The sequence below is a fragment of the Legionella nagasakiensis genome, assembly GCF_900639915.1.
Lineage (GTDB): Bacteria > Pseudomonadota > Gammaproteobacteria > Legionellales > Legionellaceae > Legionella_A > Legionella_A nagasakiensis.
The window spans coordinates 1-15,639 of record NZ_CAAAID010000005.1; the positions used below are offsets into that span (position 1 = coordinate 1).

Genomic DNA, 15,639 nt, shown 5'->3' on the forward strand with positions numbered 1-15,639 from the left:
CGCTCTTACTTTGACAATGACTACAACGGGCTAATCGGTTATAGCTTACATCTAATATTAATGGTTGATATCCGCTCACTTTTACTATGGAAAATCCAGGTAAATTTAGGATAAGATTGTACTTCGGCACTTTAATCTCCTTTTGATCGCTAAATCAAGGACTTAGTTTATACTAACTCGATTAAAGTGCCCCCTTAATTGGTGTAGAGCCGAAATGAGGTATTGTTCGTTTGATTTTGTACTGACATCAATGACAATTCCTTGTGCGATCAAGTGATGGTTATTGATACCAAGCTTTTCAATGGTATCCCCATCTGGATTACAGTGCGCGGGCGCATCAATGTGAGTACCTATACCTGCAGGTAATGACATATGTTGGACTTTAAATTTGACATCGCTATTACAATCTTCATAATTGAGCTTATTTTTTATACTGAACCCACATCCTAACTCCCAGCCTGGGGTCTCGTTACTTAGCGTATGGCTTAAATCTATAATTTCAAAAGGAAAGCCCATGTTCAATTTCTTCTTTAGATACTTTTTATAAATAGGATACAAAAGGATGGGGCAAAAAGGTACCAAGAATATTCGTGTTGTAAAATCTGAGAATTCCGGAGATAGGCTACAGTTAACCAGTTGCATGATTCTGACATTTGATAAAAGAATTCTGTTACAAAAACGACCTGATAATTGGCGAACTTACCCTGGATATGTCTGCTGTTTTGGTGGTCATGTCGATAAGGGCGAATTACCGCTAAATGCAATACGAAGAGAATTGCAAGAAGAGCTTGGGGCAAATGCTGCGGCCACAGATTTGATTCAATTGAGCTGTTATTCTGAATCGATTACCAATTTTAAAGAAATCGTACATGGATTTTTCTGGTATGATAAATACAACACAATTACCGGCTGTTATGAAGGTGAGACGTATTACCTAAATCACATTTCAGAATTAAATAATGTGTCTCTGGTGATGGATGATGTACCGTGGTTAATCGAGTGTTCAGGGGAGAAGGGACTTTTACCTGATAATGTTAGCTAGTTTTAAACAGCCATCGAGGCCATAAACTATCTTAATGATGAACAAAACAACTAAAGAATCCTATCGCTTTTCTTTCAAGAATGATCCCAATTGTATTGACTGCCAAACAGGTAAGCCCGCAGATGATCTCATTTATGCCATGTTTGATGTGAATCAACTCATTATAAGATGAAATTATGATAAATCAGTCAGTGAATATAAATTCAGATCTGGTAAAACAGCTAATTATTTCCCAATTTCCTCAGTGGAAGGATTTACCAGTTAAACCAGTAGCTCTAAGCGGATGGGACAACAGAACGTATCATTTAGGCGACGAAATGTTGGTTCGCTTACCAAGCGCTGAATCATACGCTGCTCAAGTAGATAAAGAGCATATCTGGCTTCCCAAACTTGCATCAAAATTGCCGCTGCAAATACCAAAACCTTTGGCGCTCGGTCAGCCAGAATTGGGTTATCCTTTTACCTGGTCGGTATATGAATGGATCGAGGGAAGGGCCCTCGCTGAGGTGGAAGTTGATAAACAAACACTGGCCAAAGAGCTTGCTGATTTTCTGACTCACTTATATCAAATCCCTGCAATGGAGGGGCCAGCAGCAGGCGCTCATAATTTTTATCGTGGCGGTTCACTGGCGGTGTATGATTCAGAAACAAGACAAGCCATACAGATTCTTGATACATCTATAGATGCAAAAACAACACTCAAAATTTGGAAGATTGCCTTGGCTGTTAGTTGGCAAAATGCTCCTGTCTGGGTTCATGGCGATATTAGCCCTGGGAATCTGATCATCAGAGATGAACATTTGCATGCTGTTATCGATTTTGGCTTGTTGTCAGTGGGTGATCCGGCCTGTGATTTGGTGATGGCCTGGAATTATTTCGAAAGTAAGGGCAGGCAAGTATTTAAAGAAGCAATGGCTTTGGACAATAATACATGGCACCGTGCCAGGGGATGGGCTCTGTGGAAAGCATTAATCATTGCTTCCGGCATGAGTAAAACTAATGCAGTGGAAGCTAATAGAAGTCATCAGATTATAGAGGATATTATTAATGAGTATCAGCATTCGCTTGATGAGTGAGCAGGATATTCCGACCATTATGGAATCTATCCAGGTTCTTGATTGGAATAGGGATGAGTCAGTGTATCGACAATATCTGGAAGAACAACATAAGGGATTAAGGGAAGTTTATGTTGCGTTCCATAATGATTTATTTGCTGGCCATATCAATCTAATCTGGAAACCGCCTTATACCACTTTTCAAGAAAAGGGAATTCCAGAGATATCCGATCTGATTGTTCTGCCACAGTTTAGAAGAAAGGGGGTTGCGAGTGCACTAATGGATGAATGTGAGGCAGCAGCCAAACAAAGATCTGCTTGGTGTGGTTTAGGTGTTGGTTTATATAAAGACTATGGGCCAGCACAGGCTTTATATGCACAGCGAGGATACCAGCTGGACTGTTTGGGCGTGACATCTCACTTGAAGCCAGTGATACCTGGTACTAACGTATTTGTTGATGATGATCTATTAATTTGGATGGTTAAAAAATTATGAGCCTGCCGATTGATAAAATTATCTCCGGAGGTCAAACAGGGGTTGATAGGGCTGCTTTAGACTTTGCCATATCTCATTCAATTCCTCACGGAGGGGCTTGTCCAAAAGGAAGGTTTGCCGAAGATGGTAAGCTCTCTGAAAAATATCAAATGCATGAAGTTGGCACCGATGAAAATGAATTATCTATAAACTATTCATTACGAACCATTGAAAATATTAAGCAATCAGACGAAACTTTAATCTTAGTTCCAGTTTATCCAATTACTGAAGGTGTATCTGATGGAACAAAAATGACCATTGAGAAAGCAAAAGAACTTAACAAACCCTTTTATGTTTATCAGCTCGGTCATTCAAGGGTAGAGGGTATAAGAGATTGGTTGAAACAAAATAAAATTAAAATTTTGAATGCTGCAGGTCCCAGAGAGTCAAATTTCCCTGGTGTTTATTATGAGTCCTATGCCTTGTTAGAAGCACTATTCAGCCTAAATAGATCTCTGTAATACTGAGCCTCGAATGACCAAGGGCAAGGCTTATTGTTTCTCTTGCTACTCTGTCCCAGGATTTCTCGATTGAGTTAATTCTTTATATGACCTGCCTCTCTGTATAGGAGGAATCAGCCCGATTCCCTTTTTATCACATTGAGCAGTAATGCTGTTAGGTTTGTACAAGAAGTCAGTTCGAAACAAGAACATCAAGAATTGCTAAAATAATAATCAACGCCAGAAAAAATCGATCAGTTCTACAATTATGGACTTTCCATGAGGATATTTCATGAGTTGTTTTATGTGTATTATTTTACTTTGATAAATTAACCACATTTATTAACTATTTTCTTGTTGTATTTTCGTTGGATGAAAGGGTAGGGCTAGGTAGTAAAGAAAACCCTCGTTTATTTGACGATTTTGGATTGATTAGTCCCAAACCATACGTTACTTAATACTGGGTTATTAAGATGGCAATATTGTTCTCATGTTTGAATAAGGAATGAAGGCTTGAGGAGCGCTCTATCATAAGTACATTCAAGTCATTTATGGGAACAAATGAATAATCTCTAGTCATGAGATAAAGGAAGTTATTTTTCAAGGTTTTTAATGGTCTGCTCACAGGTTTATCCACAGATTTTGTGGATAAACTTAAAAATGAGCGATGATTTAATCTTGGGATAAGCCTTGTATTTACTGGACTTTTAGTATGTGGAGTGTTTGGCTGTGGAACAATTTGCAGATTAATCAAAAAAATATCCACAGTTTTATACAAAGCTATTTTGCACTGCTTGGCATTAAATCTTACCAGAGAAAATTTAAAAAAACAGTCTTGACGATTAACTATTTTTTTAAATAAGAATTGATGATTTTTAACTGTTCATGCTGTGTATGCGTTATAACCTAAGATATCTGTTTCATGATTAAAAATTGTTTTAGCGGATGTGCCGATGTGTATGTGTATTAAACAGAAGAAATCCATCATGTGCTTCTGAAGAGCGTGCAAATCGTTGTTGTTTGGCTAACCGTAATTGTTCAAGGAGATGAGATGATGATACTTCTCTTTTCATTCTTGGGTTTCTTGTTTTAACTGTTTGGGTTCAATCAAGCGCTCTATGTAGTTAGACTATCTCGCAAGTGCTTATTATCAATTAGGTAATTGAGAAAGAGCCTAAAATTGGCGCAAGAGTATACTTATGATCGTGAGCAGCACACCGACGTCAAAACAAAATTCATTGATGATATATTAAAATAGGCCGGATATATTTACAAAATATAGATAATGATAACTGATGAATAAATTAATACAGAATGTAATTAATATGCTCGGCGAAAAAGGCAAGGCATGGCTTACCAGTTTGCCGAGTACTATTGAAATTCTCGCCGCTCACTGGAAATTAAAAAATCTTGTTCCTGTAGATAATATGACTTTTAACTATGTTGCCAAAGCAATCACGAATACCAATCAGCCAGTCATCTTGAAAATTAGCTGCGACGAAAAAAGTATTTCAGATGAAGCTCTAGCTTTAAAATATTTTGACGGCAGTGGTTCAATTAAGCTTATCGGGCATAATGAAAAATATAATGCCTTACTCTTACAGCAAGCTATTTCAGGCGAAACACTTAAATCACGATATTCATCCCAAGTTGAGTATGTGATGGATTGCTATATTGATACGATGAGAAAACTTCATAACAAATATTTATCTAATAAAAATAATTACCGTCATATCCGTGACTGGCTAATGGCGATTGATACACTTAAAGATACTGACTGCCCATCTTATTTAGTAAAAAAAGCCATTGCACTAAAAAATGAATTATTAACTTCCACGACTACCGAGATTTTTTTACATGGGGACTTGCATCACGACAATATTTTAAAAGATGGGGATTGTTGGTTAGCGATTGATCCTAAAGGAATCGTTGGCGATCCAGAATTTGAAATTGCTGCTTTTGATTTTATGTATATTAATGAACTGGCGAATATGGATGATGTAAAAAATATATTTGAAGCACGAATTAACCTTTTGGCTCAGAAAGCATATCTCAACCCTCAACGAATTAAAGATTGGGTATTTGTCCGTCTTATTCTAATGACCGCTTGGCATGTTGAAGATAATAGTGATCCAAGTTGCGCTATAACACTGGCTGAAAAACTCTAATAAACTTAGCTAGGGGGATGCCTAATGGGATTATTTTTTATCTTGGAATTGGCATTGGATACTATAGTATCTACGCTAACTGTATTAACTTACAAGGATCTGCTACGTTGGCTGATAATTTTTGATCATTAATTCTACTTAGCATAAAATCCGCACAAGGTTTTATGTGTACCTTGACATTATCCCAATATTCATCTTCCCAACCAATACATATGGATTTAGCTCTATTCATTACTGGTTGGTACATTTTTGGTAAACGCTGCATTACCCAATCGGCTGCGTCAGGTTTAGATCTAATCTGGTTCGTTTCTAAGGTACTCCAAATCCGGGCCAAGGTTAGCAATACATTTCGAGTATCCTGTTCAAGATCAGCTGAGAGCCGCCCCAGATCATGTAGCATAGCTTTTATAAAGTCACTGCGGGGGATAGGGGCTAATAGTTGCTCAGGCTTTTCACCCATCAATGTATGATGCTTCAATAAGACTTGAGTAATAATCAAGGCTAGATCGGGCATTTCATGACTCGACCAGGGTTCAAAATTTCCCATTTCAAATGATTGACGTAGCCATTCTCCATATTGGAAATCAAAAAGAGGAGGGTAACGCCATGGATTGATCGCCGCTTTTTCCACAAGAGTAATTTCAATAGGTGGTTTTGTGCTTTTCATGTAAATGCCTGATATTTTCAGAAGATGAGTCACCAACTTAATCTTTTCTTCTGAGGTTGATGCGCGATTTGTTACAATGAATAAGTCAATGTCACTATATTTTTGCAAACCACCTACAAGGAGAGAACCATAAAGATAGACGCCTAAAAGATCCGTTCCTAAAACCTGTGTTAGAACAGCAAGGCATTCATTGAGTTGTTGCTTCACATCAAAGTTGCTTGCTATCATTAATTCTCAGCCATTCTTAAAATCGTTTAATAATGCTTCTGTTTGAGCAGCAATACAAGTTACCACCATACTCTCAGGAATAATATCTCCTGAATAATCGGCAATATTGCGTTCAGCAGCATGCAAAAGCCGTTTATTGTATCTGAATGAGTGTTATTTTTTCCGGGCTGATGCCAATCAAGTTATCCAAAGTCATACTCAGTCCCTATAATAAATAATTTGAATTATTTAAAACTTCTTGGATGAATATCTTATTTTTGTAGACATGTCTTCCATTGCTCTCTTGAATATACTTTGGAAGATAAGAAATATTTTTATCTCCATTTTACTCATAAATCCAAATAATGAAACTAACTAAGATTATCTGCTCTCAAAGCCTTATGGACTTTGTTCAATAATTTTACAGACACATTTTCTTGATTCTCAATTTTACTAATATAAGCCTGAGTCACCTCTTGGCTTTTCAATGCCTCCTATTGCTAATTGCAGAATTATGTTGTAGGTGACCTCCACTTACTGCATAATTTAGCCACTTGTTTTATAGTGCTTAGTATTCGATCTACTTTTTAGTGCCACATTATTTAAACCCGATCAGTAGGTCTGGTGTTCGATTCACCTCAACGACAATCGCGATGAATAAACAATATTGGCAGCAACGATGGCAATGCAACGAAATTGGGTTTAACCAATTACAACCTAATTTATTAATGCAGCGTTATTTTCCTAAACTGAATTTAAAGCCTGGCGATCGTGTTTTTGTTCCGTTATGCGGTAAAAGCATTGATATGATTTGGCTCGTTAATCAAGGTTATAAGGTCATCGGAGTAGAACTTAGCGAGCAGGCATGCAAAACGTTTTTTAATGAACATAAAATTCGTTATAAGATGACTGAAATGTATGACTTTTCAGTCTATAACAGTGATGAAATTACTTTATTTGGTGGTGATTTCTTTAAATTAAACAAAATGCTACTTGGTAAAATAGATGCCATATATGACCGAGCGGCTCTCATTGCGCTACCACAGGAACTAAGGAAACTTTATTCAGAACAATTGGCCAAACTGCTTGAGCCTGATTCAAAAGTATTGTTAGTCACTACCTTTTACGATCAAAACGAAATGCAAGGCCCGCCATTTTCAGTAAACGAAATAGAAGTAGATGAGCTGTTTAAAAATAACTTCGATATTACACAAGCTTACAGTAAAGCGGTGAAGGATATACCAGAGCACCTCAAGGCTAAAGGATTAAAGCATGCAAACGAACAAGTTTATTCGTTGGTAAAGAAAATGTCCTATAAAGGGGTTTAGTAACAAGCAGAGACATGAACATATCCTTGGGCGTACATCGAACAATACTCGGGATGAAGGCGTTGGAATTGAAGTAGCCGATAACTGAGAAAATCTTTCTTGCATAGAACATCATCCAATCTTGTTAGCCTATAATTTAGACAGGCCCATTTGGGAGTCAATGCAATGCGTTTAGATGAGTTTTTAGTGAAATTTGAGCGTGGCGAAACCATTGCAAGAGAGGAGTTTCAAGCCATTTTTAGCGGGTTGGAAAAAGAAGATCAAGAAGCATTGACAGAGCGGCTTGTGGAATTAGCCATTCATCATTATAAAACGGTGGAAGACGACATACAACATGACATCCAGGAAATTGAAGCGGCCGTAGGAAAGGGAACTGGTGTGCCGCAAGCTGCGGGAGATGGTGCAAGAAATTATAATGCGTTATTAAACGCCCAACAAGTAATGAGCATCATCGTGGAAAGAAGAGGTATTCATGAGGTTAAATCTCAAATAGGGAGGCGTTATGAGCAAATTGGTTATGAATTACCATTTGCCATCAATGAACTGCGTTTACGTGGTAAATTGCCGCGTGAAGGAACTTATGGAAATATGGATCTCAGTAAGCCCTTATATCCGCCTCACTTAAATGCGGATCGTTTGCCGATTAAAAGAGGAATTAAACGAAGCGATGATTATTACCCCATCAAGAACATTAATAAATTGTTTCGTGGCGATAAAGGGGATTTGACTTTTTTGGCAGTCCGTCATGATGCAGCCAAGAAATTATACGTAAGAGGCGCGGAAAATTTAGCACCGAATGCTATTTTAGCCTCTAAAATTGCAACCATCATCAGTCCGCGACACTTTTCATCAGAACGTGTATTAGATAACCAAATGGCTGCAGCACGTCATTTACAAGAATATGGAAAGCCAATTGTGATTCCTCTTGGTCTTGGCTATTCTACTTTGCACCCTGAAATTGCGAGAGATTTTGATGAGGGAAGAATGATGTCTGGAACCGGAATCATTGATGAAGTGTGTCATTTTCTTTTGGAAGCGGACCCAAACTCAGAAAACTTTGGTTTTTCAAGATTACCTGATGGCACTCATGCCTTAGCTAAAATAGATTTTGATGCTTGTTATATTGACGGCAACATGACAGAAGAAACTTATGAGGGTGGTGAAATTTTGGGTCGTATGATTGGAACACCACTCCTGAGCTTAAGCCAAGAAGATAAATATTTTTCTGAATCGCTACGCGTTAATAATTGGGTAAGGCGAGTTTCAGTGCAGCAGCAGCTTGAGTAAAATCTTTGCTAGGCTGTCATAATCAATTGGTGAAAAATGAAATATTTACAGGGCAATGTTAAAAATAAGTATCTATTTTTATTGGGAATGTATTTGCTTATCACGATATTCTCGCCAATTGCTGTACATGCACATCCTATTTCCCATACTAAAAATCAAAAAGTTTTGGTACTAATTCCAGGGTCTAAGAATGATCTAAACTTTAGTCAAGCAATATACGATGGAATGGGAGTTATCAAGCAACAAGGATATACTGCTGCATTTATTGATAATGCGGGAATGTTATCTCAAGATAAGTTATTACAGCTTTTGGATAAATATTATAATAACGGTTTTCATATTATCGTAGGTGGTGGTCATGAATTCTCTTTTGTTATCACCGAGTTTGCAAAAGATCATACCGATGCTTTTTTTGCTGTCATCTCGGGTAACGCTAAAGGGAAAAACGTTGTCAACTATTGCCTGGATTGTATTCCGATTGGTGGGTGCTTAGCCGCTTCTGCCGCCTCAGTCCTTACCCACTCTAAAATTGTTGGCTTTGTTGGCGGGGTGTCGTCTATAGAACATTCTGAGGCTGCTAGTTTTACTCATACTTTAAAACTATTTAATTCTAATATAAAACCCATTGTGGAATGGACAGAAAATTGGAATGACAAAAAAGGTGCGGAAGACATGGCAGTGAGTCAAATTAATCGCAGAGCAGATGTGTTAATTACTAATGCCAATGCAAGCCCTATTCACGTAGTGAATCAATTTAAGCATGTTAAGGTTATTGGTTGGATGTCGGATCAAACGTCTCTTGGCGATCATGTTGTTGCTACAAACGTTGTGATTAATGTTGGCAAATTATTTAAAATATTACTGACCTCAATTCAGGCAAATGAATTCAGACAAGGTACGCTCGTTATTACCGGAAAAGATGGGGTTTGGGAACTGACAAAATTTAATAAGAAGATTGTTAGCGGCGCTCAAGCCGAATTAATTAATCAGCGAGTTCAAGACGTTTGTTATACAGGTAAGTTTAATGTCAAATGACTAATCACTTACGTAGCCGGTAGAGCCTGTTTTTATTTATTGTATTCGGTTGTTTAGCTTTAAGGAGTAATAAAGTAAGGGTGTAAAACAGTTAGATCGACCATTTTTTCATTTCAAAGACCTTTGTAACAACCAAAAACAAAAACTTATTATTGAGGCCTGATTGCAAGATGTTATAGAAATTTATTGATTAAATATGAAATACGCGGCAGCGATCATGCATAAAACGGCGTAAAAGAAGTTTAGTCCCAAAGGCTTATTCATATAAAAATAAGCAAACAGAGCAAAAACGCACATGGTGATGATTTCCTGAATTATTTTTAATTGGCCTAAATCGAAGTCTTTATAACCAATACGATTAGCAGGCACTTGTAAGACGTACTCAAAAAATGCAATGCCCCAGCTCAGTAGAATAGCGATTATCAAAGGTTTATTATTTAAAGTTTTGAGATGGCCATACCATGCAAACGTCATAAAAACATTAGAACCAAGTAACAGGAGAATGGTTTTCATAGAGCGCTTAATTTCTCCAATGGAATTTATTTCTTAATCGATAAGTCTGGATTCTGAGTAACGGCATCAGAAAAATCAAGAGTTCACACTTAAACTTAGAATTAGGCTTGATAAAACTACACTAAGTGCCTATTATTTATGCCGTTTGAAACTTTTTAGATGTTAGATGAAATCTCTTGTAATACTACCGATGCGTGTTTTTTTCGTGATCATCGCAATCATCAGCATGATCTTAGTAGGAATATTTTCAAGATCATTTTTGATAATTGGCCCAAAAATCGTTGACGAAATGTATATAACAAAATAAAGAGCGACATAATCTTTTTTTCATTGCTAGCTCATGATATTAAGTGAACTTAATAGTGGTTAATACGTTCTTCTTTGCAGGTAGAAATCATCACAGCAATAGGCATTAAACATCAAGGATTAAGGGATGCAAGAATTTAAGCCCTTTACCGTTGGCTGCGTTCTAGGAACGAGGCCTGAAGTCATTAAAATGGCTCCCGTTATTTTTCAATTACAAACGTGCGCTTGGGCAGAGGTCTTTGTCATTAATACAGGTCAGCACAAGGACATGCTTGATGACATGTTAGACGTTTTCAATGTATGTCCTGATGCCGATTTAAAGGTGATGACTGCCAATCAATCTCTGGGAGAGCTGACGGCTAATTTGTGTGAAAAGCTCGATAGATTGATGAAAAATAAGCATTTTGATGTACTGCTGGCAGTTGGAGATACTACAACGGTCTTTGCTGCATCCTTAATTGCATTTTATCATCAAATCCCTTTTGGGCATATTGAAGCAGGATTACGAACGTTTAATGCTCAAGAACCTTTTCCGGAAGAAATGAACCGTACGTTAACAGCTCCACTAGCGACCTGGCATTTCGCTCCAACCTTTTTGGAAAAAGAAAATCTTCTGCGTGAGAATATTCCTGCCGCTAAAATTGTTGTTACTGGAAATCCTGTGATTGATGCGCTGTTTTGGGTTTTAAAAAATAGGCCAGATCAAAATGTCAATGTCCGCGGTTTGGCAAACATCATTGTGGTTACAGTGCATCGTCGAGAAAATTTCGGTAAAAATTTACAAAACATCTGTTCAGCGATGATTGAGCTGACTGCCCGATTTGAGCACATTCATTTTATTCTACCGATTCACCCTAATCCTTATGTACAACAAGAGATTGAATCTGTACTTCACGATAAACCACGCATTCATCTTTTACCTCCCATAAAATATGATGAATTCGCACATCTAATGCAACGCTCATTATTTGTGTTAACAGATTCAGGCGGTATCCAGGAGGAGGCTCCTGCTTTGCACAAACCGGTTCTTGTGTTAAGAAACAGGACGGAACGGCCTGCCATTATCACAGAAGGGGTCGGATTATTGATTGGAGCAGAAACAAGCAACATTATTCATGTGGTCAGTCAATTACTGACTGATGCAAACATGTACTCGAATATGGCACGGGATGTTTCACCTTATGGGGACGGAAATGCGGCTAAACGAATTGTTGCAGCGTTAAAAAATGGATTATTTACAAATTTTTCTGCTTTTAGCGACTCATTTGTAGATACTTGAATAGTTATTATACCGTTGTATGCGATGCCAGTGATATCAACAGCTTTATATTGTCACCATGAGAAATTTACTTCTTAGGATGGCTAAAGGATTGTAGACCTTTTGATTCGCTTGGCAGGACAGCAGAGGAAAATATGCTTAGAAAGCGGAGTGTTATTTTAATAGTCATGTTGATGCTTATTGTATCAACGTCATGCTATTTTGCGATGAAGCAGGCCAAGACATTGCATCGTGATCCAATCGTATTGATGAATAAATATTATCAATTAAAAAAAACACATCCTGAGGCGGCAAAAAAAGCGCTGCTTATTCTTTTAAATCAGAACAATAATTATTTGCCCGCCCATAAGGAATTTAGTCAATGGCTACTGAATGGTGATAATATGCAGCAAGCGCTTTATTCATTAGAGCGTATCGATAACCTCCTGTCTGACAACGACGATATATATGTTTTGCAATTAGGTTATTTGTATTATTTGAACGGCGAGTGGGAAAAGTCGACACGTTTATACATACGGATGATGGAACATGTTAAAGGAACAATTAGGCTCCAGGCGCAACAAGCGTTAAATGCCATGGCTTCCTATTTGCCTTCCTATCAAGATTACGCTTCTGTGGAAGAGCTGCATAGCATGTATGCTTCTGCTGAACCAATACAAGAATCAGTTACAGATTGTTGCACGAAACTTACCTCTTCTGTAACAAATTTAAAAACAAGCCATGAGTTAAAAAATAAAATTGAGCCAGTGAAAGAAACAAATGTGCTTTTAAATAAATATTATGAGATTAGGGAAAAAAATCCTGTGGTTTCAAGTCGTATCTTCAAGCAAGTTATTGATGAGCAACCTGACCATATACAAGCGCTCAAAGAGGCAGGTTATGCTGCCATAAGAAAAGGGCATACAATCGAAGCAATAAATTATTTTACTAAAGCTTATGATCAGAGTGATGAGCCAAGTTTGGCCATGCAATTGGCTTATTTATATGATCAAATCAATAACAAACCTGCAGCCTATCAGTATTTTAGATTAGCAAGTCGCAGCCTGAATACAAAACTATCTTTTGCAGCTAAAAATGCATTAACAATGCTTGGCGGCCAACAAACCAAAGCATTGCCACCACCTTATTTTTCAGAAATTTATTTTAATCCGTTTACGCAAAGCCGCTTTGGTTTAACGGTAACACCATTTGTTTTCAGGATTGGCATCGAGCAACACAATCCAATGCAGAGTAAAACGTATTTATTTTTTCGTCGAACGGATGATAATCGTTCGGAAAACTTAGGTGAAATTTCACAAATATACGAAGATAATGTACAAATCATGGGCATTGGTGGGCAAATAACACCTTTTAGAGGATTGCCTATTGTTGGATTTATTGAAACGGGTGCCGCATACGATCTGGTGTATCGCGACCGGAATCGTTGGCGAGGGGACTTACGTGGTGGTTTCATGTATTACCAGGAATATGGTGCAAGGCCTGCTTATTTTGATAAATTGCAAATAAGTTCCTGTTATTACAGTGATTGGTATGCTGATGCTATTTATTTTTCCAGATACAATAATAATGTGATTGGGTTAATACGTACGCATCAGGGCATGCGGTTGTTGCAATATCATAGTAGCATGTTGAATCTATATATGACAGGGCGGGTCATTGCTGATACACGTCGTGAATTTTTCAATAACTTGGCTGAAATTGGGCCTGGCATTGCGTTTGTTCCTTCAAATCGCTTCAATTTGCAATTGCGATTTGAACATATAAAGGGTGCTTATTTACCAGTAGGTGGAGCTTCGGTTAATCCTTACGGGAAATACTACAGCAATAATCTCGTTCAACTTCATTTTTATGTGAATATGTAATGCCAAATGAAACAATATTGATTATATATTTTTTGATGTGGTATTTGCTCGTTGGTTTATGCTTGTTGTTTATTCTTTCGGGATTAGATGACTTATTTATCGATTTTTACTATTGGTTGCGATACGTATGGCGGATTTGGAAAACACGTCATTATAGTCCTCTCACGTACGAACAATTGCTTGCTCACGATGAGCAACCAATCGCTGTATTGATTCCTTGTTGGCATGAGGCAAATGTTATTGCAACCATGCTGAAACACAATGCTTATTCTATTGATTATAATAATTACTATTTTTTTGTTGGCGTCTACCCCAATGATCCCGAAACACTTGCAGAAGTGCAACAGGTGGCAAAGCTGAATAAACACGTTCAGTGTATTATTGGGAAACATCCCGGGCCAACGAATAAAGCAGCAAATTTAAATGGAATATACAAATTTATTAAAACGTTTGAACGCACACTCAATCAGTCGTTTACTATTTTTGTGCTGCATGATTCAGAGGATATTATCCATCCCTTATCCTTCAAATTTTATAACTATTTAATTCCTCGTAAAGACATGATTCAAATTCCAATCTTCCCATCAGAGGTGAATTATTGGAATTTCACCCATTGGTTGTATGCGGATGAGTTTGCAGAAAGCCATACAAAAGATATTGTTGTTCGTGAGTCCATAGGAGCCCATGTGCCATCTGCTGGCGTTGGTACTGCATTTTCCAGACGTGCCTTAGAGAGGCTTGAAAATACAGACATAGGAGCACCATTTTCTACCGATTCGTTAACCGAAGATTATCGTACTTCATTGGCATTGCGAGTTCATGGATTAAAACAAATATTTTTGACTCGTCATATCCTACGTATGCAATGGAAAAAACGTTGGTTTTTTGGCCAAAAATATAGACAAAAACCCGTGAAAGAAATTATTGCAACTCGTGCCTTATTCCCACTCGAGTATGCCAAAGCCATTCGGCAAAAATCGCGTTGGATCATTGGTATTGTCTTTCAGGAATGGCGGCATAGCCGGTGGCCGCACGGATGGAGAATTCGCTATACGTTGGCACATGATAGAAAGGCCTTCATCACCCATTTTATTAATGGATTTGGCTACATGACGTTTATTTTTTGGATACTTTATTCTTTTTTTACCAGCGCCAACCCAGAATACCCTGCCTTGCAAGAGCAATTTAATTTACATCCTTGGGTTAAAGGATTCGTTTTTATCGCCGTGATGATTATGTGCGAGCGGCTTATCCAAAGAACGGTAGCGACTTTTCGTATTTATGGTTTTATACCGGCTTTTCTTGCTATCCCACGATCATTGTATGGCAATATATTAAATTTGCATGCCTTAATCCGAGCATACAGCATCTATTTTAGCTCGCCGAAAAGGAAATCATCCAATAGTCAGCCTGCCTGGGATAAAACCGAACATCAGTTTCCGGGCAGCCACTTGCTTGTGCCGTACAGGAGAAGATTGGGCGATTTATTACTTGAAAATTCTTTAATCACCAGGGAGCAATTGCGTCAAGGTCTTTTGGAACAATACAAAACTGGAGAACGGTTGGGCCGGATCCTGTGTCGATTTAATTTCATCAATCATACACAGCTCATACAAACTTTAGCGACTCAGTACGATCTCTCTTTATTCCCGCGTAATCAAATCCCTGCCGCCAGAAATCGTTGCATAGCATTATTGTCTAAAAGAAAGATGAAATGGTTGGTTAAGCATGGTGTAAGTCCTCTGAAGGTAGATGAAGGTAATCAATGCTTGACCGTGGCGATTGAAGACCCGACTAATGAGCAACTTTGTAAGAAGGTCATGAGTTATGTTGCTCCTTATAAAACGCAGTTTATGCTCATAGATGAATAATCACTAGTCTAGGAGAGAATTTTCTCTTCTTAATGATCATTTAA

At 37.8% G+C, this 15,639-nt stretch carries 14 protein-coding genes and 1 pseudogene; 11 read left to right on the forward strand and 4 right to left on the reverse strand.

Annotated elements, in window-relative coordinates; all coding sequences use genetic code 11:
* Together E1O52_RS13460 and E1O52_RS05645 are read right to left on the reverse strand one after the other, a co-directional pair.
* A pseudogene (locus tag E1O52_RS13460) lies at positions 1–130 on the reverse strand (ISL3 family transposase); the annotation flags it as partial.
* Positions 131–162: 32 nt separating this feature from the next.
* The gene (locus E1O52_RS05645) at positions 163–516 is read right to left on the reverse strand and encodes a cyclase family protein (protein ID WP_165474721.1); all 354 of its coding nucleotides are present in this window, start codon (positions 514–516) and stop codon (positions 163–165) included.
* A 46-nt stretch (positions 517–562) separates the two neighbouring features.
* Between E1O52_RS05645 and E1O52_RS05650 the strand changes: the two genes are divergently transcribed.
* From E1O52_RS05650 to E1O52_RS05675, 5 genes are all read left to right on the forward strand, one after another.
* A complete protein-coding gene (locus E1O52_RS05650) occupies positions 563–1,042 on the forward strand; it encodes an NUDIX domain-containing protein (RefSeq protein ID WP_133127742.1) in 480 nt (159 codons plus the stop codon).
* A 176-nt stretch (positions 1,043–1,218) separates the two neighbouring features.
* On the forward strand, positions 1,219–2,118 hold the full coding sequence (locus tag E1O52_RS05655; RefSeq protein ID WP_133127743.1) for an aminoglycoside phosphotransferase family protein: 900 nt from the start codon (positions 1,219–1,221) through the stop codon (positions 2,116–2,118).
* Complete coding sequence (locus E1O52_RS05660; protein ID WP_133127744.1) at positions 2,090–2,593, forward strand: GNAT family N-acetyltransferase; 504 nt, start codon at positions 2,090–2,092, stop codon at positions 2,591–2,593. The genes E1O52_RS05655 and E1O52_RS05660 overlap by 29 nt, the downstream gene beginning before the upstream one ends.
* Positions 2,590–3,093, forward strand: coding sequence for a putative molybdenum carrier protein (locus E1O52_RS05665; protein ID WP_133127745.1), 504 nt, complete (start codon positions 2,590–2,592; stop codon positions 3,091–3,093). Before E1O52_RS05660 ends, E1O52_RS05665 begins: the two co-directional genes overlap by 4 nt.
* A gap of 1,274 nt (positions 3,094–4,367) precedes the next feature.
* Complete coding sequence (locus E1O52_RS05675; protein ID WP_133127746.1) at positions 4,368–5,240, forward strand: aminoglycoside phosphotransferase family protein; 873 nt, start codon at positions 4,368–4,370, stop codon at positions 5,238–5,240.
* A 70-nt stretch (positions 5,241–5,310) separates the two neighbouring features.
* Here E1O52_RS05675 and E1O52_RS05680 read toward each other — a convergent pair whose 3' ends face one another.
* Positions 5,311–6,135, reverse strand: coding sequence for an aminoglycoside adenylyltransferase family protein (locus tag E1O52_RS05680; protein ID WP_133127747.1), 825 nt, complete (start codon positions 6,133–6,135; stop codon positions 5,311–5,313).
* A gap of 632 nt (positions 6,136–6,767) precedes the next feature.
* Between E1O52_RS05680 and tmpT the strand changes: the two genes are divergently transcribed.
* From tmpT to E1O52_RS05700, 3 genes are all read left to right on the forward strand, one after another.
* Positions 6,768–7,442, forward strand: a complete 675-nt coding sequence (tmpT, locus tag E1O52_RS05690; protein ID WP_133127748.1) for a thiopurine S-methyltransferase — start codon at positions 6,768–6,770, stop codon at positions 7,440–7,442.
* Between the two features lie 165 nt (positions 7,443–7,607).
* Positions 7,608–8,729 (forward strand): hypothetical protein, encoded by a 1,122-nt coding sequence (locus E1O52_RS05695; protein ID WP_133127749.1) that lies wholly within the window; start codon positions 7,608–7,610, stop codon positions 8,727–8,729.
* Positions 8,730–8,765: 36 nt separating this feature from the next.
* Positions 8,766–9,764, forward strand: coding sequence for a BMP family ABC transporter substrate-binding protein (locus E1O52_RS05700; protein ID WP_133127750.1), 999 nt, complete (start codon positions 8,766–8,768; stop codon positions 9,762–9,764).
* Positions 9,765–9,947: 183 nt separating this feature from the next.
* Here E1O52_RS05700 and E1O52_RS05705 read toward each other — a convergent pair whose 3' ends face one another.
* A complete protein-coding gene (locus E1O52_RS05705; protein WP_133127751.1) occupies positions 9,948–10,277 on the reverse strand; it encodes a DMT family protein in 330 nt (109 codons plus the stop codon).
* 433 nt (positions 10,278–10,710) lie between these two features.
* Between E1O52_RS05705 and wecB the strand changes: the two genes are divergently transcribed.
* The 3 genes from wecB (at position 10,711) to E1O52_RS05720 (ending at position 15,595) form a co-directional block, all read left to right on the forward strand.
* The gene (wecB, locus tag E1O52_RS05710) at positions 10,711–11,862 is read left to right on the forward strand and encodes a non-hydrolyzing UDP-N-acetylglucosamine 2-epimerase (protein ID WP_133127752.1); all 1,152 of its coding nucleotides are present in this window, start codon (positions 10,711–10,713) and stop codon (positions 11,860–11,862) included.
* A 134-nt stretch (positions 11,863–11,996) separates the two neighbouring features.
* Positions 11,997–13,724, forward strand: coding sequence for a tetratricopeptide repeat protein (locus E1O52_RS05715; RefSeq protein WP_133127753.1), 1,728 nt, complete (start codon positions 11,997–11,999; stop codon positions 13,722–13,724).
* Complete coding sequence (locus E1O52_RS05720) at positions 13,724–15,595, forward strand: glycosyl transferase family protein (RefSeq protein ID WP_133127754.1); 1,872 nt, start codon at positions 13,724–13,726, stop codon at positions 15,593–15,595. The genes E1O52_RS05715 and E1O52_RS05720 overlap by 1 nt, the downstream gene beginning before the upstream one ends.
* Positions 15,596–15,639: the final 44 nt, after the last annotated feature.